Source organism: Massilia niabensis (assembly GCF_042655085.1).
Lineage (GTDB): Bacteria > Pseudomonadota > Gammaproteobacteria > Burkholderiales > Burkholderiaceae_D > Telluria > Telluria niabensis.
Genome location: NZ_JBHSMU010000008.1, coordinates 1 through 17,952, shown reverse-complemented (window position 1 = coordinate 17,952; position 17,952 = coordinate 1). Strand labels below are relative to the sequence as shown.

The 17,952-nt window shown below is 61.9% G+C and carries 29 protein-coding genes and 1 tRNA gene; 7 read left to right on the top strand and 23 right to left on the bottom strand.

Annotated features, from left to right (window positions below; all coding sequences use genetic code 11):
- Window position 1 precedes the first annotated feature (1 nt).
- The 19 genes from rpsE to ACFPN5_RS06910 all read right to left on the bottom strand — a co-directional run bounded on the left by rpsE (window position 2) and on the right by ACFPN5_RS06910 (window position 8,761).
- Window positions 2–520, bottom strand: a complete 519-nt coding sequence (gene rpsE / locus ACFPN5_RS07000) for a 30S ribosomal protein S5 (protein ID WP_379781518.1) — start codon at window positions 518–520, stop codon at window positions 2–4.
- An 11-nt stretch (window positions 521–531) separates the two neighbouring features.
- Window positions 532–894, bottom strand: a complete 363-nt coding sequence (gene rplR, locus ACFPN5_RS06995) for a 50S ribosomal protein L18 (protein WP_379724223.1) — start codon at window positions 892–894, stop codon at window positions 532–534.
- A gap of 12 nt (window positions 895–906) precedes the next feature.
- A complete protein-coding gene (gene rplF / locus ACFPN5_RS06990) occupies window positions 907–1,440 on the bottom strand; it encodes a 50S ribosomal protein L6 (protein WP_379781516.1) in 534 nt (177 codons plus the stop codon).
- A gap of 10 nt (window positions 1,441–1,450) precedes the next feature.
- Window positions 1,451–1,846 (bottom strand): 30S ribosomal protein S8, encoded by a 396-nt coding sequence (gene rpsH / locus ACFPN5_RS06985; RefSeq protein WP_192056827.1) that lies wholly within the window; start codon window positions 1,844–1,846, stop codon window positions 1,451–1,453.
- A 14-nt stretch (window positions 1,847–1,860) separates the two neighbouring features.
- A complete protein-coding gene (gene rpsN / locus ACFPN5_RS06980) occupies window positions 1,861–2,166 on the bottom strand; it encodes a 30S ribosomal protein S14 (protein WP_379781514.1) in 306 nt (101 codons plus the stop codon).
- A gap of 4 nt (window positions 2,167–2,170) precedes the next feature.
- The gene (gene rplE / locus ACFPN5_RS06975) at window positions 2,171–2,710 is read right to left on the bottom strand and encodes a 50S ribosomal protein L5 (protein ID WP_379781512.1); all 540 of its coding nucleotides are present in this window, start codon (window positions 2,708–2,710) and stop codon (window positions 2,171–2,173) included.
- A gap of 4 nt (window positions 2,711–2,714) precedes the next feature.
- On the bottom strand, window positions 2,715–3,029 hold the full coding sequence (gene rplX, locus ACFPN5_RS06970; RefSeq protein WP_379781510.1) for a 50S ribosomal protein L24: 315 nt from the start codon (window positions 3,027–3,029) through the stop codon (window positions 2,715–2,717).
- A gap of 9 nt (window positions 3,030–3,038) precedes the next feature.
- A complete protein-coding gene (gene rplN, locus ACFPN5_RS06965; RefSeq protein WP_182990707.1) occupies window positions 3,039–3,407 on the bottom strand; it encodes a 50S ribosomal protein L14 in 369 nt (122 codons plus the stop codon).
- Between the two features lie 231 nt (window positions 3,408–3,638).
- A complete protein-coding gene (rpsQ, locus tag ACFPN5_RS06960) occupies window positions 3,639–3,911 on the bottom strand; it encodes a 30S ribosomal protein S17 (protein ID WP_020655684.1) in 273 nt (90 codons plus the stop codon).
- On the bottom strand, window positions 3,908–4,099 hold the full coding sequence (gene rpmC, locus ACFPN5_RS06955; protein WP_379724242.1) for a 50S ribosomal protein L29: 192 nt from the start codon (window positions 4,097–4,099) through the stop codon (window positions 3,908–3,910). The genes rpsQ and rpmC overlap by 4 nt, the downstream gene beginning before the upstream one ends.
- Window positions 4,100–4,111: 12 nt before the next feature.
- Window positions 4,112–4,531: a 50S ribosomal protein L16 gene (gene rplP / locus ACFPN5_RS06950; protein ID WP_005663456.1), complete on the bottom strand. Its 420-nt coding sequence runs from the start codon at window positions 4,529–4,531 to the stop codon at window positions 4,112–4,114.
- Between the two features lie 2 nt (window positions 4,532–4,533).
- The gene (gene rpsC / locus ACFPN5_RS06945; RefSeq protein WP_379749605.1) at window positions 4,534–5,361 is read right to left on the bottom strand and encodes a 30S ribosomal protein S3; all 828 of its coding nucleotides are present in this window, start codon (window positions 5,359–5,361) and stop codon (window positions 4,534–4,536) included.
- An 11-nt stretch (window positions 5,362–5,372) separates the two neighbouring features.
- Complete coding sequence (gene rplV, locus ACFPN5_RS06940) at window positions 5,373–5,705, bottom strand: 50S ribosomal protein L22 (protein WP_183555278.1); 333 nt, start codon at window positions 5,703–5,705, stop codon at window positions 5,373–5,375.
- Window positions 5,702–5,977 (bottom strand): 30S ribosomal protein S19, encoded by a 276-nt coding sequence (gene rpsS, locus ACFPN5_RS06935; protein WP_056337578.1) that lies wholly within the window; start codon window positions 5,975–5,977, stop codon window positions 5,702–5,704. Before rpsS ends, rplV begins: the two co-directional genes overlap by 4 nt.
- 10 nt (window positions 5,978–5,987) lie before the next feature.
- Complete coding sequence (gene rplB / locus ACFPN5_RS06930) at window positions 5,988–6,815, bottom strand: 50S ribosomal protein L2 (RefSeq protein WP_379781508.1); 828 nt, start codon at window positions 6,813–6,815, stop codon at window positions 5,988–5,990.
- Window positions 6,815–7,132 (bottom strand): 50S ribosomal protein L23, encoded by a 318-nt coding sequence (gene rplW, locus ACFPN5_RS06925; RefSeq protein ID WP_182990702.1) that lies wholly within the window; start codon window positions 7,130–7,132, stop codon window positions 6,815–6,817. The genes rplB and rplW overlap by 1 nt, the downstream gene beginning before the upstream one ends.
- On the bottom strand, window positions 7,129–7,749 hold the full coding sequence (gene rplD / locus ACFPN5_RS06920; RefSeq protein ID WP_379781506.1) for a 50S ribosomal protein L4: 621 nt from the start codon (window positions 7,747–7,749) through the stop codon (window positions 7,129–7,131). Before rplD ends, rplW begins: the two co-directional genes overlap by 4 nt.
- Before the next feature lie 2 nt (window positions 7,750–7,751).
- Complete coding sequence (gene rplC, locus ACFPN5_RS06915; RefSeq protein WP_056337567.1) at window positions 7,752–8,408, bottom strand: 50S ribosomal protein L3; 657 nt, start codon at window positions 8,406–8,408, stop codon at window positions 7,752–7,754.
- A 276-nt stretch (window positions 8,409–8,684) separates the two neighbouring features.
- Window positions 8,685–8,761 (bottom strand) — tRNA-Val (locus ACFPN5_RS06910).
- Window positions 8,762–8,990: 229 nt separating this feature from the next.
- Here ACFPN5_RS06910 and ACFPN5_RS06905 point away from each other — a divergent pair.
- From ACFPN5_RS06905 to ACFPN5_RS06875, 7 genes are all read left to right on the top strand, one after another.
- Window positions 8,991–9,566, top strand: a complete 576-nt coding sequence (locus ACFPN5_RS06905; protein ID WP_379781504.1) for a TerD family protein — start codon at window positions 8,991–8,993, stop codon at window positions 9,564–9,566.
- A gap of 61 nt (window positions 9,567–9,627) precedes the next feature.
- On the top strand, window positions 9,628–10,647 hold the full coding sequence (locus ACFPN5_RS06900; RefSeq protein WP_379781502.1) for an ATP-grasp domain-containing protein: 1,020 nt from the start codon (window positions 9,628–9,630) through the stop codon (window positions 10,645–10,647).
- Complete coding sequence (locus tag ACFPN5_RS06895; protein ID WP_379781500.1) at window positions 10,644–11,840, top strand: phosphoribosyltransferase domain-containing protein; 1,197 nt, start codon at window positions 10,644–10,646, stop codon at window positions 11,838–11,840. Before ACFPN5_RS06900 ends, ACFPN5_RS06895 begins: the two co-directional genes overlap by 4 nt.
- Window positions 11,818–12,570 (top strand): hypothetical protein, encoded by a 753-nt coding sequence (locus tag ACFPN5_RS06890; RefSeq protein ID WP_379781498.1) that lies wholly within the window; start codon window positions 11,818–11,820, stop codon window positions 12,568–12,570. Before ACFPN5_RS06895 ends, ACFPN5_RS06890 begins: the two co-directional genes overlap by 23 nt.
- Entirely contained in the window at window positions 12,567–13,649 is a 1,083-nt protein-coding gene (locus tag ACFPN5_RS06885; RefSeq protein WP_379781496.1) for a cysteine protease StiP family protein, read from the top strand. Before ACFPN5_RS06890 ends, ACFPN5_RS06885 begins: the two co-directional genes overlap by 4 nt.
- Entirely contained in the window at window positions 13,642–14,547 is a 906-nt protein-coding gene (locus ACFPN5_RS06880; RefSeq protein WP_379781493.1) for an HpcH/HpaI aldolase/citrate lyase family protein, read from the top strand. Before ACFPN5_RS06885 ends, ACFPN5_RS06880 begins: the two co-directional genes overlap by 8 nt.
- Window positions 14,544–15,824, top strand: a complete 1,281-nt coding sequence (locus ACFPN5_RS06875; protein WP_379781490.1) for a TerD family protein — start codon at window positions 14,544–14,546, stop codon at window positions 15,822–15,824. Before ACFPN5_RS06880 ends, ACFPN5_RS06875 begins: the two co-directional genes overlap by 4 nt.
- A gap of 119 nt (window positions 15,825–15,943) precedes the next feature.
- Here ACFPN5_RS06875 and ACFPN5_RS06870 read toward each other — a convergent pair whose 3' ends face one another.
- From ACFPN5_RS06870 to ACFPN5_RS06855, 4 genes are all read right to left on the bottom strand, one after another.
- Window positions 15,944–16,132: a hypothetical protein gene (locus ACFPN5_RS06870; protein WP_379781487.1), complete on the bottom strand. Its 189-nt coding sequence runs from the start codon at window positions 16,130–16,132 to the stop codon at window positions 15,944–15,946.
- A 15-nt stretch (window positions 16,133–16,147) separates the two neighbouring features.
- Window positions 16,148–17,050 (bottom strand): hypothetical protein, encoded by a 903-nt coding sequence (locus ACFPN5_RS06865; RefSeq protein WP_379781485.1) that lies wholly within the window; start codon window positions 17,048–17,050, stop codon window positions 16,148–16,150.
- 208 nt (window positions 17,051–17,258) lie between these two features.
- Window positions 17,259–17,573: a 30S ribosomal protein S10 gene (gene rpsJ, locus ACFPN5_RS06860; protein ID WP_136219921.1), complete on the bottom strand. Its 315-nt coding sequence runs from the start codon at window positions 17,571–17,573 to the stop codon at window positions 17,259–17,261.
- Between the two features lie 303 nt (window positions 17,574–17,876).
- A partial coding sequence (locus ACFPN5_RS06855; RefSeq protein ID WP_465263164.1) for an EF-Tu C-terminal domain-related protein occupies window positions 17,877–17,952 on the bottom strand: 76 nt, incomplete at its 5' end.

Below are 17,952 nucleotides of genomic sequence, written 5' to 3'. Positions count from 1 at the left end.
CTTAACCCAGGATGTCTTCAACCGACTTGCCGCGCTTGGCAGCGATGTCGGAAGCAGTGCTCATTTTCGACAGGCCGTCGAGCGTTGCGCGAACCAGGTTGTACGGGTTCGACGAACCGGTCGACTTGGCGACCACGTCCGTCACGCCCATCACCTCGAAGATAGCGCGCATTGCGCCACCAGCGATCACGCCGGTACCCGGCTTGGCCGGCATCATCATGACGCGCGAGGCGCCGTGACGGCCAGTAACGGTGTGGTGCAGAGTGCCGTTCTTGAGAGGAACCTTGATCAGGTTGCGACGGGCTTCTTCCATTGCCTTCTGCACACCAACCGGAACTTCCTTCGACTTGCCCTTGCCCATGCCGATGCGGCCATCGCCGTCACCGACCACGGTCAGCGCTGCAAAACCCATGATACGACCACCCTTGACCACTTTGGTCACGCGGTTGATCGCGATCATTTTTTCGCGCATGCCATCATCCGGCTTGTCGCTTGCCATTTTCGCTTGCATTTTTGCCATGACAATTATCCTTAGAACTTCAGACCGGCTTCACGCGCGGCTTCAGCCAGCGCCTTGACACGGCCGTGGTAACGGAAACCGGAGCGGTCGAACGCAACTTCGGTGATCCCTGCTTGCAGTGCTTTCTCTGCGACACGCTTGCCAACCAGGGCAGCGGCAGCGGCGTTGCCGCCCTTGCCAGTCTGGCCTGCCAGTTCGGCGCGCACGTCTGCTTCCAGCGTCGAAGCCGAAACCAGGACCTTCGCATCCGGGCTGATCAGGTTCGCATAGATGTGCAGGTTGGTGCGGTGAACCGACAAACGGTTCACGCCCAGCTGCGCGATCTTGATGCGGGTTTGGCGTCCGCGGCGTAGACGCGATTCTTTCTTGTCCATCGTCAGCTCCGATTATTTCTTCTTGGTTTCTTTAAGCTTGACCACTTCGTCCGAATAACGGACGCCCTTGCCCTTGTAAGGCTCAGGGGAGCGGTAAGCGCGCACTTCTGCAGCAACCTGGCCAACCACTTGACGATCGATACCCTTGATCAGGATCTCGGTCGGGGTCGGGGTAGTTGCAGTGATGCCTTCAGGCATCGCGTGCAGCACCGGGTGCGAGAAGCCCAGGGACAGGTTCAGGGCGTTGCCCTGCACTGCTGCCTTGTAGCCCACGCCGACCAGGTTCAGCTTCTTTTCGAAGCCCTTGGTCACGCCGGTCACCATGTTGTTGACCAAGGCGCGCAGGGTGCCCGACATGGCGTTCGATTCACGGGAATCGTCCACCACGTCAAACGTCAGCGTGCCGTTGTTGTTTTCTACCTTGACCCGGCCGTTCAACGGCTGGGTCAGGGTGCCCAGTGGGCCTTTGACCGTGATCGCTGCTGCAGTGATCGCCACTTCGGCGCCAGCTGGGACAGCGATTGGCATCTTAGCTACTCGAGACATCGTCTACTCCTTAAGCTACGTAGCAGATAACTTCGCCGCCGACGCCAGTGGCGCGGGCTTTGCGGTCAGTCATCACGCCTTGCGGGGTCGACACAATCGCGACGCCCAGGCCGTTCATCACGGTTGGGATCTCGTCTTTGCCTTTGTAGACACGCAGGCCAGGACGGGACACGCGCTCGATGCGCTCGATAACCGGACGGCCGGTGTAATACTTCAAACCGATTTTCAGTTCCGACTTGCCACCTTCGGTGGACACGGCGAAATCCTCAATGTAACCCTCGTCCTTCAGGACGTTGGCAATGGCAACCTTGACTTTCGACGACGGCATTGCGACCGTGGTCTTTTGGACAGTTTGTGCGTTGCGAATGCGGGTCAGCATATCGGCGATAGGATCGCTCATACTCATTGCTTATTCTCCTATTACCAGCTGGCTTTGGTCATACCCGGGATTTCGCCTTTCATGGCGAATTCGCGGAGTTTGGTACGGGCAAGACCGAATTTACGGAAAGTGCCACGTGGACGGCCGGTGATGGCGCAGCGGTTACGCTGACGGGTCGGTGCCGAGTTACGCGGCAGCGCCTGGAGTGCCAGGCGTGCTTCGTATTGCTCTTCTTCCGACTTCGATTGATCGTTGATGATCGCTTTCAGAGCTGCACGCTTTGCGGCGAATTTCTCCACCAGGTCTGCACGCTTCTGTTCGCGGTTAATCAGTGCAAGTTTTGCCATGCTCTTAGTTCCTGAACGGGAATTTGAAGGCGGCGAGCAGCGCTTTGGCTTCTTCGTCGTTCTTAGCGGTCGTGGTGATCGAGATGTTCATGCCACGCAGCGCGTCGATCTTGTCGTAATCGATTTCAGGGAAGATGATCTGTTCCTTGACACCGATGTTGTAGTTGCCACGACCATCGAACGATTTGCCATTGACACCGCGGAAGTCACGCACGCGCGGCAGGGCCACGGTGATGAAACGGTCCAGGAACTCGTACATACGGTTGCCACGCAGGGTGACCATCGTACCGATCGGGTAGCCTTCGCGGATCTTGAAACCTGCGATTGCCTTGCGCGACTTGGTGGTCACTGGCTTCTGGCCGGCGATCTTGGTCAGATCGCTGACAGCGTGCTCGAGCACTTTCTTGTCGGCGATCGCTTCACCAACACCCATGTTCAGGGTGATCTTGGTCAGGCGCGGCACTTCCATCACCGACTTGTAGCCGAATTTCTCGGTCAGGTCAGCGACGACTTTTTCTTTGTAAAACTGTTGTAGACGGGCCATGATCTTAAACCTTCACTTCTTCGCCGGAAGACTTGTAGACGCGGACTTTCTTGCCGTCCTGGTCTTTGAAGCCTACGCGGTCAGCCTTGCCGGTCGCAGCGTTGAACAGCGCGACGTTGGAGACGTGAATCGGCATCGTCTTGTCGACGATACCACCTTGGACGCCGGTCATCGGGTTAGGCTTGACAGCCTTCTTGGCCACGTTGACGCCTTCGACGACGACGTGCTCGGCGTCCACGCGACGCGAAACCACGCCCCGCTTGCCCTTGTCTTTACCGGCCAAAACGATGACTTCGTCGTTTTTACGAATCTTATCCATTGCGACTCCTTACAGTACTTCAGGTGCCAGGGACACGATCTTCATGAACTTTTCAGTGCGCAGTTCGCGGGTCACTGGTCCGAAGATACGGGTGCCGATCGGTTCCAGCTTGGCGTTGAGCAGAACTGCGGCGTTGCCGTCGAACTTCACCAGGGAGCCGTCTTGGCGGCGCACACCTTTAGCGGTACGCACAACCACAGCGTTATAAATTTCACCTTTTTTGACACGGCCACGTGGCGCAGCAACCTTGATGGTCACCTTGATGATGTCGCCAATGCTCGCATAACGGCGCTTGGAGCCGCCCAACACCTTGATGCACAAAACTTCTTTTGCACCAGTGTTGTCGGCCACTTCGAGCCGGCTTTCAGTTTGAATCATAGTATTTTCTTTCCCAACTTAAGCCGAAGAAATCCCACGGTGAACCGTAGGCCTGCGGTCAGTCTTGGTCCCGCCGAAATGCCCCTGCTGGAGCACCACGATTGGGTGATTGGACTTTCCAATTGCTTCGTACAGGCCGCAGTTACCGAGGAAGACAAACTGCGGCAACACATGAACGAAGCCCGCTAGTATCGCAGATACCAGCGGGCCACGCAAGACAAATTTTAATGCTTACAGTACCTGTGCAACCTGCACAACACGGGTCACAGTCCAAGCTTTCGTCTTCGAGATCGGACGACCTTCCGCGATCTCGACCGTGTCGCCGGTCTTGGCCTGGTTGGTCTCGTCGTGCGCGTGATACTTGTTCGAGCGCACGATGATCTTGCCGTACAGCGGGTGCTTCACGTGACGTTCGATCAGTACGGTCACCGTCTTGTCCATTTTGTCGGACACGACCTTGCCGACCAGCGTACGCTTGAGCGCCGTTTTAGTGGTGTCGTTCATTTGGCTTCCTTCTGGTTCATCACAGTCTTCACACGCGCGATGTCGCGACGTACTTTCTTGAGCTGCGCGGTGTTGCCCAGCTGCTGGGTAGCGATCTGCATGCGCAGGCCAAACTGGGCCTTCAGCAGCTCGCTGAGCTCCTTTTGCAGCGCTTCCTGGTCCTTGCCGCGGAGTTCCGTTGCTTTCATATTCAACTCCTGTTATTGGCCGACCTGGCGCACGACGAACGTGGTAGCCAGTGGCAGTTTGGCAGCGGCCAGGCGGAATGCTTCGCGCGCCAGTTCTTCTGCGACGCCGTCCATCTCATACAGGACTTTGCCTGGCTGGATTTCAGCGACGTAGTACTCCGGGTTACCTTTACCGTTACCCATACGGACTTCGGCCGGCTTGTTCGAAATCGGCTTGTCCGGGAAGATACGGATCCAGATACGACCGCCACGCTTGATGTGACGGGTCATGGCGCGACGTGCCGCTTCGATCTGGCGTGCGGTGATACGGCCGCGGGCAACTGCCTTCAGACCGAATTCGCCGAACGAGACCGCGGTGCCACGGGTGTGCGAAATGCCGGTGTTACGGCCTTTCTGCTCTTTACGATACTTCCTGCGCGATGGTTGCAGCATGCTTATTCTCCTGCTTTCTCAGCTGGTGCAGCAGCGGCCGGGGTCGCCAGCTTGACGGCTGGACGCGCACGCACGGTTGGGGCTGCAGCTGGACGGGCGCCGCCGGCCGGACGTGGGCCGCGCGATGGCTTGCCGTCGTCGCGACGTGGGCCGCGTGGCTTCTTCTCGTCTGGCGGGGTGTCGATGACTGGGGCTTCGCCGGTGACCGAACGGTCGCCCTTGTAGACCCAGACCTTGACGCCGATGATGCCGTACGTGGTCGATGCTTCGCTGGTGCCGTAGTCGATATCGGCGCGCAGGGTGTGCAGAGGCACACGGCCTTCGCGGTACCATTCGGTACGTGCGATTTCGATGCCGTTCAGGCGGCCCGACGACATGATCTTGATACCGACCGCGCCCAGGCGCATGGCGTTCTGCATCGCGCGCTTCATTGCGCGGCGGAACATGATGCGCTTTTCGAGCTGCTGCGAAATCGAGTCAGCGATCAGCTGCGAATCGATTTCCGGCTTGCGGATTTCTTCGATGTTGACGTGCACGGGCACGCCCATGATCTTCGCCAGCGAAGTCTTCAGCACTTCGATGTCTTCGCCTTTTTTACCGATCACGACACCTGGACGCGACGAGTAGATGGTGAAGCGCGCGTTCTTGGCTGGACGCTCGATGACGATGCGGCCGACCGAAGCGTTCTTCAGCTTCTTCTTCAGGAAAGCGCGTGCCTTCAGGTCTTCGTTGAGCATCTCAGCGAAGTTGCCGTTGCCGGCGTACCAGCGCGACGCCCAGTTACGGGTGACGGACAGGCGGAAGCCTGTTGGGTGAATCTTCTGTCCCATCGTGTGACTCCTTAGTTACCGACAGTCACGTAGATGTGACAGGATTGTTTAGAAATGCGATCGCCGCGGCCTTTGGCACGTGCCGTAAAGCGCTTGAGGATCGGACCTTTTTCAACGTAGATCTGAACGATCTTCAGCTCGTCGATGTCGGCGCCGTCATTGTGTTCCGCGTTGGCGATAGCCGACTCGAGAACCTTCTTGATGATGGTGGCGCCCTTCTTCGGGCTGAACTGCAGAATGTTGAGTGCTGCGTCAACTTTCTTGCCGCGGATCAGGTCCGCAACGAGGCGGCCCTTTTGTTCCGACAGGCGCACGCCTTTGAGGATTGCTTTAGTTTCCATTATTTTTTCGCCTTCTTGTCAGCGGCGTGGCCCTTGAACGTACGGGTCAGCGCGAATTCGCCGAGCTTGTGGCCAACCATGTTCTCGGAGACGTACACCGGCACGTGCAGCTTGCCGTTGTGAACTGCGATCGTCAGACCGATGAAGTCAGGCGTGATCGTCGAGCGGCGCGACCAGGTTTTGACTGGCTTTTTGTCTTTGTTCGCTTGCGCGGCTTCGACTTTTTTCACCAGGTGGGCGTCAACGAACGGCCCTTTTTTCAATGAACGAGTCATGTGTTATCCCTTATTTCTTGCCGCGGCGCGAAACGATCATCGAAGAAGTGCGCTTGTTCGAACGCGTCTTCTTACCCTTCGTCTGTTGGCCCCAAGGCGACACTGGATGGCGACCAGCTGCGGTTTTACCTTCACCACCACCGTGCGGGTGATCGACCGGGTTCATGACCACACCGCGAACGGTAGGACGAACACCGCGCCAGCGCATCGCGCCAGCTTTACCGATCTTGCGCAGGCTGTGCTCGGCATTGCCGACTTCGCCAACGGTAGCGCGGCACTCGATGTGCACGCGACGGACTTCACCCGAGCGCAGGCGAACCTGGGCGTAGGTGCCTTCACGGGCCATCAGGACAACGCCGGCGCCGGCGGTACGGGCCATCTGGGCACCCTTACCTGGCAGCATTTCGACGCAGTTCATCACGGTACCGACCGGGATGTTACGGATCGGCAGGCAGTTACCCGACTTGATCGGCGCTTCCGAGCCGTTCATGACGCTGTCGCCGACAGCCATGCCCTTGGTGGCGATGACATACTGACGCTCGCCGTCCGCGTAGCACAGCAGTGCAATGTGCGCGGTACGGTTCGGGTCGTATTCGATACGCTCGACCTTGGCAGGAATGCCGTCCTTCTGGCGCTTGAAGTCGACCAGACGGTAGTGTTGCTTGTGACCACCACCGATGTGACGGGTAGTGATGTGGCCGTTGTTGTTACGACCAGCAGTCTTCGATTTCTTCTCAACCAGTGCTGCGAACGGACGACCCTTGTACAGGCCTTCGGTCACAACTTTCACCATGCCGCGGCGGCCTGGGGAGGTTGGCTTCATCTTAACGAGTGCCATTATTTAGCCTCCTCGACAAAATTGATTTCCTGGCCTGGCTTCAGGCACACGAAAGCACGCTTGGTGTGGTTGCGACGACCGTTGAAACGGCCCGAACGCTTTTGTTTGCCTTCGCGGTTCACGGTTTGCACCGATTCCACTTCGACCTTGAACAGCAGTTCGACGGCAGCCTTGATTTCCGGCTTGGTCGCGTCAGGCAGGACCTTGAAGACGATCTGCTCGTTCTTTTCCGCGACGAAGGTGGCTTTCTCGGAAATGACCGGAGCCATCAGCACCTTCATCAGGCGCTCTTCGCTAAATTTGATTGCGGTGCTCATGCGTACATCTCCTCGATCTTGGCCAGTGCAGCTTTGGTGACCAGGACTTTCTTGTAGAACACCAGCGACATCGGGTCGGCTGCTTTCGGCTCGACAACCAGCACGTGCGGCAGGTTACGCGATGCCAGCAGCAGGTTTTCTTCGATGGTGTCGGTGATCACCAGGACCGATTCCAGGCCCATGCCCTGCAGCTTTTGCGACAGCAGCTTGGTCTTTGGGGCTTCGATCGACAGGTTCTCGATGACGACCAGGCGGCCTTCGCGGGCCAGCTGCGAGAAGATCGAGCAGATACCTGCGCGGAACATCTTCTTGTTCACTTTGTGGGTGAAGTTCTCGTCAGGCGAGTTCGGGAAGATACGGCCACCGCCGCGCCACAGTGGCGACGACGACATACCAGCACGAGCGCGGCCGGTACCTTTTTGGCGCCATGGCTTCTTCGTGGTGTGGCTGACTTCTTCACGGTCTTTCTGCTTGCGGTTACCGCTACGTGCGTTGGCAGCGTAGGCGACCACGACCTGGTGAATCAGGGCTTCGTTGTACTCGCGACCGAACACTTCGTCGGTAGCTGCAACGTTGGCGCCGGCTTGACCTTGCTCATTCAGGAGCTGAAGTTCCATAATTAAGCTCCTTTCTGTGCTTTGGTTTTGACGGCTGGCTTGACGATCACTTGACCGTTTTTCGCGCCAGGCACTGCACCCTTGACGAGCAGCAGTTGACGCTCAGCGTCGATACGTGCGATTTCCAGGTTCTGGGTGGTGACGGTGACGTCGCCCATGTGACCGGTCATGCGCTTGCCTGGGAACACGCGGCCTGGATCCTGCGCCATACCGATGGAGCCTGGAACGTTGTGCGAACGCGAGTTACCGTGGGTCTGACGACCCGATGCGAAGTTGTGACGCTTGATGGTACCGGCGTAGCCTTTACCGATCGAGGTGCCTTGCACGTCGATCTTCTGGCCCACTTCGAACAGCGAGACATTGACTGCGTCGCCAGTTTTCAGTTCGGCTGCCTTGGCAGCGTCGACGCGGAATTCGCGCAGCATGGTGCCAGCTTCGACGCCTGCTTTTGCGTGGTGACCCGCAACTGCCTTGGTCACACGGGAAGCGCGACGTTGACCGAATGCGACCTGGACTGCGGCGTAGCCGTCAGTTTCAGGAGTTTTGATTTGTGCGACACGGTTGTTCGACACGTCGAGCACGGTAACTGGGATCGAATCCCCGTCATCCGTGAAGATGCGCATCATGCCAACCTTGCGACCGAGAAGGCCCAAGCTCATTTTTTCTCCATTCCCACCTACGATTGGGCGGGGGTAGTTGAACTACTAAAACGTACGGACTCTGCAACGACGAGTCCATACCGAAGCCGGCTAGTATAGCGCGCAAAAGGGCTTGACGCAACAAGTTAATCGAGGGTATGTCGATACCTGTTGCGCGTTTTTCGCAGGATCTTGGAGAAGAAGGAATCTGGCCTGGCTGGCCAGCACAGAAAAGGCACTGGTGCGCCTTTTCTCTACAGAATCGCGTGGTGGATTCTGCGAATATTTGAAATGTTCTGGTGGGCGGTGCAGGATTCGAACCTGCGACCCCTTGGATGTCGACCAAGTATTCTAACCAGCTGAACTAACCGCCCGGGGAGCCGCATTATGCCAAGGCTTGGACAGGTTTGCAATAGCTGAGTTGTGCGCGGGGGTGTGTTGCTGTCCGTGGGGCTGTTGCCTGCCCCCGCCCAGCCCGCCTAAGCCTGCCGTAAGCCCCCATGTGTAAAATCCGTCAATTAGCGCTATATTCACGCCAGCGCCCGCGCACAACGCGAGCGCCTGCGCCACACCACCGGTTCATTCCCCACGAAAGGAGCTGTAATGGCAATCAGTCTGCAAAAGGGTGGCAACGTCAACCTCAGCAAGGAAGCACCGAACCTCACCAAGGTCGTCGTCGGCCTCGGCTGGGACCCGCGCCCGACTGACGGCGCTGCCTTCGACCTCGACGGCTCCGCCTTCATGCTCAAGTCCGACAGCAAGGTGCGCGCCGATACAGACTTCATCTTCTATAACAACCTGAAGTCGAGCGACGGCTCGGTGGTCCACAACGGCGACAACACCACCGGCCAGGGCGAAGGCGACGACGAGACGGTGACGGTCGACCTGGCACGCGTGCCCGCCGACGTCGACAAGATCTCGTTTTGCGTCACCATCCACGACGCCGAGAGCCGCCGCCAGAATTTCGGCATGGTCGGCAAGGCCTTCATTCGCTGCCTGAACGCCAACGGCAACGCCGAGCTGGCGAGGTATGACCTGTCGGAAGACAGCTCGACCGAAACGGCGATGATCTTCGGCGAACTGTACCGCGCTGGCGGCGACTGGAAGTTCCGCGCCGTCGGCCAGGGCTACAATGGCGGCCTTGGTCCTCTGGCGCGCTCGTTCGGCGTCAACGTTTGACGTAACTGGCCTGGATTCTCGCCCCGCTGGCCACGGGGCCTCCCTGCAACAGAAGGTTTACATGCGCGTCTGGTTCAATCGCACCTTCTCGTCCGTGTATGCCGCGATCGACCTGATCCGCGAAGCAGACACCGACGGGCGGTTCCACATCATCCACAGCAATCCGAATGCGCGCACTCCCGCAGCACGCCTTGCCCACGAATTCCACCCTGAACCGACCGGGCTCGCGCCAGGCGAGTACGTCGAATGGTGCCTGGCGTTCTGCCGCGAGCAGCGGGTCGACATCTTCGTGCCGGGCCGCGAGGCGACGCTGCTGGCCGGCGTCCACGCCCGCTTCGAGGCGATCGGCACCCGCGTGCTGAGCGCGGCGTCGGAAGAAGCGCTGCAATTCATCCACGACAAGGCCCGCTTCTATGCCGAGACCGTCCTTCCCGGTGCGCCGGTGGCCGAGTTCCGGCGATTCGAAGATGCGGCCGGCTTCGAGCGAGCCTACGACGTTCTGCGCGCGCGCCACGCCAAGCTGTGCGTCAAGCCCTCGCATTCGATCTATGGCCTCGGCTTCGCCGTGCTCGACGAAGAGCGCAACGCCGCCCAGCTCCTGATGGCGGGCACTGAGTATCACGTGTCGCTCGCCGACTTCCGCCGCGGCCTGGTCGAGATGGGGAGCTTTCGCACGATGCTGCTGATGGAATACCTGGACGGGCGCGAATACAGTGTCGACTGCGTGGGCGACCAGGGCCGCCTGGTCACCGCGGTGGTGCGGCGCAAATCGAACCAGTCCGGCGCCGGGCAACGGATCGACCAGCGCGCCGACATCCTGGAGGCGACCGCACAGCTCTGCAGCACGCATGGACTGAACGGCATCTTCAATGTCCAGTTCAAGGAGGCCGCTGGAAAACCACGGCTGCTTGAGATTAACCCGCGCATGTCGGGCGGGATCGGCATGGCCTGCATCGCCGGCCCGAACCTGCCCTGGATCGCCCTGCGCGGCTTCGCCGAGGGCTTCGATGGCCTCGACATCGCCCCCGTGCGCAACGGCATGCGGGTGGGCGAACAGGCGCACGCCGTGGAGCTGGCATGAACGCGCGCACCGACGTGCCCCTGCCCCTGCGCATGCCCACGCAGCTGAGCGAGCAGCTGCCGACCGGCCTGCTCGACGTCGAGCTCCATGATGGCGCCAAGGAACTCGACGCGCTGCTGGGTTTTGCCGCGCGTGCGAACGCGAAGCGCGGCTTCCTGTTCGTCAGCAAGGTGCTCGGCAAGCACTGGCCGGTGAAGCCGCAGCGCATGCTGGACGTCCACGCGCGCCTGGCCTCCGGCGTGCCGGAGGGCGATGGCCCGGTCGTCTTCATCGCCATGGCCGAAACGGCCGTCGGCCTGGGACAGGGCGTGTTCGAAGCCTGGCTGCGCGCCCATCCGGGTCGCGCGGCTCTGTTCCTGCAGACGACGCGCTACCGCGTCGGCACCGGTCCGATCATCGAATTCGAGGAAGCGCACAGCCACGCGCCGCGCCAGTTCCTGCACATGCCCTCTGGCGAGCCTGAGCAGGCCCTGCTCCTGACGGCGCGCACCATCGTGCTGGTCGACGACGAAGCGAGCACCGGCAATACCTTCCTGAACCTGACCCAGGCCTGCCTGCGCCTGAACCCCGGATTCGCACGCGTGCACCTGGCGGTGATCGCCAACTTCATGGGGCAGGCGGCGACGCATGGCCTGACGGAGCGCTTCGGGCTGCCGGCAACGATGGGCGCGCTGCTTGGCGGCGAATACCGCTTCCAACCGGCCGCTTGCCCGGTCGACGCCGCCCCGGCCCAGCGCTATGACGCACAGGCCGAACGCGGCGCCAGCACGGCATTCGGCCGGCTGGGCCTGGCGCGCGCCCTGCGTGCGCCGGAAGCGCTGGCAGAGCGGCTGGCAGGCGAGATCGCCCCGGCTGAAAAAGTGCTGGTGCTCGGTACCGGCGAATTCATGCATGCGTCCACGCTGCTCGGCGCCGCACTCGAGCGCCGCGGCCTGGACGTGGCCGTGCAATCGACCACGCGCTCGCCGATCCTGACCTGGGGTGCGGTGTCACATGCCCTGACCTTCCCCGACAACTACGGCGAAGGTATCCCGAACTTCCTGTACAACGTCGCGCCCGGCCAGTACGACCACGTGCTGGTCTGCCACGAGACGCCTGCCATCGACGCCCTGCACGCGTTCGCGCGCGACTTGGATGCGCGCCTGTTCCACTTTCATACCGAGGACCACGTTGAAGAAGTTCCTGTTCGCTGACCTGGACGACACCCTGTTCCAGACGCTCGAGAAATGCGCGACCCGCGACGCCCTCGAGCCGGCCGCGTATTACAGCAATGGCAGCATCTGCTCATACACGACGGCCGCCCAACGCGCCTTCTTCGCCTTCGCCAGCGAGGGCATGACCGTGATCCCGACGACCGCGCGCAGCCTGGATGCCTTCCGCCGTGTCGAGCTGGGTTTTACCAGTTATGTCGTGCTCAATTTCGGCGGCGTCATCCTGCAGCCCGACGGGACGATCGACCGCGACTGGCAGGGGCAGATGCACGCGCTGATGACGGCCGCCCTGCCCGGCCTGCAGCAGTTGGCAAGCCGCATCGATGCCTGGGCGGACAAGACCGGCTACGGCGGCCGTGCGCGCCTGGTGGAAGACGCCGGCACGCCCTTCTTCATCGTGATCAAGGATCCGGACAAGGTGGCGCTGAACCTGGAGCGGGTCGAGCGCGAGGCGGTGCTGCCGTGGATCGCCGACGAGGGCCGCGACTACTGCGTCCACCGCAACGGCAACAACCTCGCGATCCTGCCCAGGGCGCTGGACAAGGCCGAAGCCGTGCGTTACGTCACCGAACGGCTGCGCCGCGAACACGGCGACATCGTCACCTTCGGCATGGGCGACAGCCGCTCGGATGCGCGCTTCATGGCCGATTGCGACTACGCGATCATCCCGCGCCGCACCCAGCTCGCAAAACTGACGGTGGAGGCGCTGTGAATTTCTCCGGCAGCTATCGCTCAGCCGACGTGACCTTCCTGCTCAAGCGCCTGCCACTAGGCGATTTCGTCGACCTCCACGAAAAGGAAGCGCTGATCCAGTCGGGCAAGCGCCATTACAGCGAAATGCTGTCGCCAGAGCGCCTGCCTTCGAAGCGCTACCTCGACGTGTTCGACGAAGCCTGCCGCGCCAATGGCGGGCGCATGGCGGGCGACTGCGTGCACCTGGCCGAACTCATCGCGGCGCGGCGCGACGGCGACGTGACGATCGTCTCGCTGGCGCGCGGCGGCACGCCGGTCGGCGTGGTGCTCAGGCGCCTGCTCGAGCGCATCCACGGGCGCGGCGCGACGCACTATTCGGTATCGATCGTGCGCGACCGCGGCATCGACGCCAACGCCCTGCGCCACATCCTCGCCCAGGGCCATGCGGCCGGGTCGATCGTGTTCGTCGACGGCTGGACCGGCAAGGGCGTCATCGCGCGCGAGCTGGCCGCATCGATCGACCGTTTCAATCGCGAGCATGAAGTGACCATCGACGGCGGCCTGCACGTGCTGTCGGACCTGGCGGGCGCCGCCAGCGTCGCCGCCTCCTGCGATGACTACCTGATCCCGTCGAGCATCCTGAACGCGACGGTCTCGGGGCTGGTCAGCCGTTCGGTACTGAACGAATCGATCGGCCCCGGCGACTTCCATGGCTGCGTGCTGTACGAGGCATTCGCCGCGCACGACCGCTCGCAGGCGTTTGTCGACGAGCTGGAACGCCTGGCACTGGCGCACACTTACACGGCCACTCCGCCGGCAGTCGATACCCGCGCCGCGGCAGAGCGCTCGCGCGCCTACATCGAGGCCGCCATGCGCCGTTACGGCATCGATGACGTCAACCTCGTCAAGCCCGGCATCGGCGAAGCGACCCGGGTGCTGCTGCGGCGCGTGCCGCGCCTGCTGGTGCTGCGCGAGGCCGCCGGCAGCGCGACGGCGCACCTGCGCCTGCTCGCCGAAGAAAAACAGGTGCCGGTCGAGATCGACGCGGCGCTGCCTTACCAAGCTGTTTCCCTGATCAGGAGTGCATCGGATGCTTAAATCGATGGGTGCGTCGCTGTACGTGCCTTCCAATCACAAAGCCCTGCTCGAGATTGCAGACGGCGAGAAGCTGCCGCAGGCGCGCTCGCTCATCTTCTGCACGGAGGACTCGGTCTCCGACCGCGACCTGGGGTTTGCCCTGTTCAACCTGTCGGTCGTGCTGCAGAACATGCGCGCGGAAGTGGCAGCGGAACGTTTTGTGCGTGTGCGCAATCCCGAAGTGATGGCGCGCGTGCTCGCCATGCCCGGCGTGCACAAGCTGACCGGCTTCGTCATCCCGAAGGCGACAAGCCATAACTTCGAAGCCTATTACCGGCAGGTGCGCGATACCGACCACATGCTGATGCCAACGCTCGAGACGATGGAGGTCTTCAGCGAGCGCGAGATGGAAGCCTTCCGCGACCTGCTGCAGTCGCCAGGCGTGCGCAACCATATCCTGGCGCTGCGCATCGGCGGCAACGACCTGCTCGCCCTGCTCGGCCTGCGCCGCCCGCGCAACATGACGATCTACCGCACCCCGCTCGGGCCTGTGATCGCGCGCCTGGTGACGATCTTCCGTCCCTACGGCTTCATGCTCACCGCCCCCGTGTTCGAACACCTCGACCTGCCGGAACTGCTGGACCAGGAGGTGCTGGAAGATATCGCCTACGGCATGGTCGGCAAGACCGCGATCCACCCGAGCCAGATCACGCCGATCGAGCAGCATTACAAGGTCAAGCCGCAGGACCTGGCCGCGGCGCATGCGATCCTCGACGAGAACAGCCCGGCCGTCTTCAAGATGCACGACTCGATGTGCGAAGTGGCGACGCACCGCGCCTGGGCCGAGCGCACCGTCGCGCAGTCGCGCCTGTTCGGCGCGCACCATCCCGTAAACACCATTGAAAGGGAAAGCACATGAATACATTCTCACGCGGCCAGAAAGGCAAGCTGGCGGAGCTGGGCGTCGGCAGCAGCTTCCCGGTCGAGGTCGACATCAGCGCCGCCGGTTTTTCCGCCGACGTCTCCTGCTTCGGCCTGGACGGCAGCGACCGCCTCTCGGACGACCGCTACATGGTCTTTTACAACCAGCTGGCGAGCCCCGGCGACGCCGTGCGCCTCGAGCTGAGCGGGGGCAAGGCCCGCTTCAACATCAATCTCGACGCCTTACCAGGCACGATCGCCAAACTGGTCTTCGTGGCTGCCATCGACGGCGCGCAGACCATGCGTTCGCTCGGCGCGAGCAGCCTGAGCGTGGGCAGCGCCCTGCGCTTCCCGTGGTCGGGCGCGGATTTCGGCGACGAGAAGGCGGTGATCGTGGCCGAGATCTACCGGCGCGACGGCCAGTGGCGCTTCGGCGCCGTGGGCCAGGGCTTCAATGGCGGCCTGTCGGCGCTGCTCAAGCATTTCGGGGGCACCGAGGCCGCGCCTGCCCAGTCGGCGGCGCCAGCGGCCCTTCAGAGCGCACCTGCAGCCGCTCCTGCAGCCGCTCCCGCAGCGCCAAGGGTATCGCTGTCAAAAGTCACGCTCGAAAAGCGCGGCGACAAGGTTTCGCTCGACAAGCGCGGCAGCGCGGGCTTCGGCCGAATCCACGTCAACCTGAACTGGAACCAGTCGGGCAACGTCGCCCCGGCGCCCGCGCCCGTGCCGGAAAAGACGGGGCTGCTGGGCCGCCTGAGCGGGGCGATCAGTGGCGCAACGGGCGGGCGCCGGCGTTCGGGCGGCATCGACCTCGACCTGGGCTGCATGTTCGAGCTGGCTGACGGCCGCAAGGGCCTGGTGCAGGCGCTCGGCAACGCCTGGGGCGACTACAACGGCGCGCCCTACATCAAGCTCGATGCCGACGACCGCACCGGATCGTCGAGCAATGGCGAAAACCTGTGGATCAACGGCGACCAGTTCGCGCAGATCCGCCGCGCGATCATCTTCTCGTTCATCTACGAGGGCGTGCCGAACTGGTCGGCCACCGACGGCGTGGTGACGATCGCGGTGCCGAACCAGGCGCCGATCGAGGTGCGCCTCGACCAGGGGGGCAGCCAGATGATGTGCGCGATCGCCATGATCGAGAACCAGGGCGGGCAGCTGCAGGTAACCAAGATGGTCGAATACTTCGAGCAGCAGGGCCGCACCAGCGCGCACGAGCTGATGGACCGGCGTTTCGGGTTTGGCTTGCGCTGGAAGACGGGCTTGAAGGATTGATCGTTCGCGACCGGCCGGACGCTGCTCCGGTCAGGTCATTGGAACGGTATCGAAATAGTGTTGCAGCACCAGGATCATCGCTGCCACGAACAAACCGCCGGCACAGACATTAAAGACCTTCACGAGTTGGTTGGCGATTCGCCGGTCCGGCCAGGTGCACTGATGAACGTGACCAGGAAACATAAGCCCAGTGCGGCTGAGCCTAGTTTCATCGGCAAGGGTTTCAAGGCGACAATCCCGAACCCGGCGAACATCAGCACCAGCAGAAGCAGCAGAAAAGAAACAGGCGTCGACCAGATCGTTTTCATAGTCACCTACAGCGTTCAGGCTGCCAGGGCGTGCAGCAACTGTTGCGGGCGATCGAGATACAGGAACACATAACGCACGCCGCTGCGCTCGATCCCGTGATGCGTGATCGTGCAGGCCGCATCGGCGCGCAGGCGCAGCACGAGGTTCGGCTTGTCGAAGGGCGTGATGTTGACCGCCTCGATGTCGCGGTACGGGTGCGCGCGGCGCCATTGCAGGACCGGCTGGCGCAGGGCCTGTGCGTCCTCGATCGCGTCCAGCGGAATGCAGGCGCTGGCGCGTGCGCCGACCTGCAGGTCGAGATGGGTGGCGGTCAACACGTGATACCCGTCGCGCACGCGCCAGCGGTCGCCCAGCAGCCACGCGAGGGTGTAGATGCTGCCCAGCGCGACCGCGAGATGGATGTTGCGTACCATGGCCGCATCCTTGAAAAACAGCGGCACGAGCGCCGCATCGAGCGGCAGTTCGACCAGCACGGTCAGCAGGCCAAAGCCGACCGCCGCCGAGTAGGCGCCCTGCTCGACGTAGGTGAGTTTCAGGCCGCTCGGACGTGCCGGCGTGGGCTGGCGGCGCAGCCAGCAGAAAAAGTCGCGCCAGATAGCCCGGTCCAGGCGCGCCAGGCCGATCAGTCCGGGGGGCAGGCAGGCCGCCAGCCATCGGCCCCAGCCGGCCCCTTGCCGGCGCAGCGCGCGCATCCTGGCCGCGACATCGGGAATCGAAGCCAGGTCCTTGGCGGCCAGCAGCATCAGCGGCAGCGCGAGCCCCAGCGCCTTGACCGGTGCGCGCCATGCATCAGGTGTAACCACCAGCAGCAGCGTCAGGCCCAAGAACAGCAGCCAGGCGTATCCCAGCACCGTTAGCCAGTTGGTCTCGTTCAGTTGCCTTGCGTATCCCGTTATTGCGCCCCGTGCCACTCTCATGCTGCCCTCGCCTGTCGCGTTATCAAAAAACCACGATACCAATCTTAGCATGATTAACGCAGGGCAACGCGAGGATTACTTGATGCATCAGGCGAAAGGACGGCGCCCCAAACGCATCAGGGCCGGGAAGGCTCGCCAAATGGCGGTCCTTCCCGGCCCTGATTGTCTCACTGGCCCGCGGATTACTCCGCGTAGGCCGAAAACGGTATTACTGCAGCTTGATTTCGACGTCGACGCCAGCTGGCAGGTCCAGCTTCATCAGTGCGTCAACGGTCTTGTCGGTAGGATCGACGATGTCCATCAGGCGCTGGTGCGTACGGATTTCAAACTGGTCGCGCGAGGTCTTGTTGACGTGCGGGGAACGCAGGACGTCGAAACGCTGGATACGGGTCGGCAGCGGGACCGGGCCCTTGACCACAGCGCCGGTGCGCTTGGCGGTGTCGACGATTTCCAGTGCGGACTGGTCGATCAGCTTGTAGTCGAACGCTTTCAGGCGGATGCGGATTTTCTGGTTTGCGGACATGCGATTTCCTTGATAAAGAGCGAGCCGGCGTATTGCCGGCAATGATTTGTCATGTACTACAGGGAGTTTCGAGAAACCGTCGCGAGCGGAAGGAGTTTTGGCCGAGAAGCACAGCTGTACTTGAGTACAGCGAGCATCGCAGGCCAAAAATCCGACGCGCAGCAGGTTTATCGAATTCCCGACGGTGCTGCAAAGGAGCGAGAGTATATCACCGTTCCTACTTGAACAGAGGGGGCAGAATTTAAATTCTGCCCCCTCTTGTTGTGCCGGCGGAACGCTGTCCCGCCGGCGATCACAGGCTAATTAGGCCAGGATCTTGGCAACCACGCCGGCGCCGACGGTACGGCCGCCTTCGCGGATTGCGAAGCGCAGGCCTTCT